Source organism: Streptomyces sp. NH27 (genome assembly GCF_056859195.1).
The window spans coordinates 1-1,070 of sequence record NZ_JACEGK010000985.1 but is presented as its reverse complement, the minus strand read 5'-3'; the positions used below and the strand labels follow the sequence as shown (position 1 = coordinate 1,070).

Annotated in this window: 2 protein-coding genes; both read right to left on the bottom strand. The window is 79.0% G+C overall.

The window, feature by feature from the left end:
* Positions 1-471 precede the first annotated feature (471 nt).
* Complete coding sequence (locus tag AC13HU_RS37565) at positions 472-708, bottom strand: hypothetical protein (protein ID WP_483046488.1); 237 nt, start codon at positions 706-708, stop codon at positions 472-474.
* 66 nt (positions 709-774) lie between these two features.
* Positions 775-1,070 (bottom strand): hypothetical protein (locus AC13HU_RS37560; protein WP_483046487.1); only part of this gene is annotated, 296 nt, incomplete at its 5' end.

Below are 1,070 nucleotides of genomic sequence, written 5' to 3'. Positions count from 1 at the left end.
CATGCCGCCGGGGCCCGGACCCACGCCTGCGCCCGCCCCGGTCCAGCGGCAGGCGGACCGCGAGCGCGCCGCTGCCAGTCCGGCACCCGGCCGCGGTACGCCCGGCGGCGGCAGCGTCCCGACCCCTGCGGCTCCTCCCGCGGCGCCCGATGCCGGCACTACCACGAACGCTTCGACTTCCCTTCCGGTGGCCCCCGTTCAGCGGAGGGCCGCACCATCGCAAGGTCCCGGCAGCCGCCGTACCGGGCTCGGCGCACCCCTCCAGGGACCCGGCCCCGTGCACCCGGTGCCCCAGGTCCAGCGGCGGGCGGCCGCCGCCACTCCCCCGGCGAGCCCGGCCGGTCCGGCGCCCGCGCGGACTTCCGCGGGCAGCAGCGGCTCCGCACCCGCACCCGTACGGCCCGCCGGGCAGGGCCCGTCTCCCGCGCCCTCGGCCACCACCGGTTCAAGTCCCCTGCGCTCTACCGCTGTTCAGCGCAGCACCGCCGCCCCGACGACACCGACGAAGCCAACGCTGACGACCCCGGTGACCGGGCTCGGAGCGCCCAAGTCCGCTGCCCAGCGCCCGGCTTCCGCACGTCCGGTCCCCACTCCGCGCGGGACGAACGCGGAGCCCGTGCCGCGCGGGCCCTCGGCCGCGCCGTCCGGTACGACGCCCGCGGGACCTGACGTCGTCCAGCGCCGGACCGCGGCCGGGGCGACACCCATCACCGGGTTGGGCGCACCCGTGCCGCCTCCCGGTCACACCGCACGTCCCGTTTCGGCGGCCCCCGTTCAGCGGACGACAGCCGTCACCAGTCCCGGTGCGAAGCCGGCCGCGGCACAGCCCGCCGGCACCGGCTCCACCTCGCCGACGCGCTCCACCGGATCACGGGCAGCCGCTGCTCCTGGCGGCTCGGCCCCGCGGCAACGGCCGTTGCTCGGCGCCCCGATGTCCGCGCCGCCGCCCGGTGCGGCGCCGCTCACCGGACGCTCGGTGCAGAGGTCCGCAGCAGTGCGGCCGACCACCCCGCAGGCGAGCTCAACCGCGCCCGCCGGACGGGGCGTTATGACCCCGTCCCGGGCAACCC

Bases quoted from the DNA above. Each gene is read 5' to 3' on its own strand.
- AC13HU_RS37565 (WP_483046488.1), bottom strand. From the start codon at position 708: ATGGGTGTCGCCCCGGCCGCGGTCCGGCGCTGGACGACGTCAGGTCCC.